The following is a 411-nucleotide window of genomic DNA, read 5'->3' as shown; positions in this document are numbered from 1 at the left end:
GCAGACCATCACGATGATGCCAACGACGCACAACGCTCAATAAATCCATGCTGATCACTTCTCCATAGGGCTCCGGTCAATTGAAACCGGAGCAGTGTCAGGCATGGGTCAATTCTAAGTGGAAATTTATACCCTTCCCGGGTCAGTTCTCGGTGAAAATCAACAGCCTGTCGCTTATTTCTCCATTCTTCGCGGCAGGTGGGTGGTCATGGCACAAGCTGCCCGCAGTTATGGTTGCCGCAATTTTGGAACGTGCAGCTTTCGAGTTTTTGAGTTATATTCCTGCAAAGGAAACCTCAAAGGAGGACAAGCAATGACAAACGCCTTCCTAACCAACACAGTCATGGTGCTCGGTGTGTTTGCTGTTACCTTTGCCGCGAGCGGGTGGATTGCAAGGTGGCTGTTGCCAGC

1 protein-coding gene is annotated in these 411 nt (G+C 50.6%); it reads left to right on the top strand.

The window, feature by feature from the left end; genetic code table 11:
* Nucleotides 1-208: 208 nt before the first annotated feature.
* Nucleotides 209-411: hypothetical protein (locus EAS64_RS45380; RefSeq protein ID WP_222850054.1), on the top strand; the 203-nt coding region annotated here is incomplete at its 3' end.

The sequence above is a fragment of the Trebonia kvetii genome, from assembly GCF_007827045.1.
Lineage (GTDB): Bacteria > Actinomycetota > Actinomycetes > Streptosporangiales > Streptosporangiaceae > Trebonia > Trebonia kvetii.
Note: the sequence above shows the minus strand (reverse complement) of the source record. Positions and strands in the feature narration are given on the sequence as shown.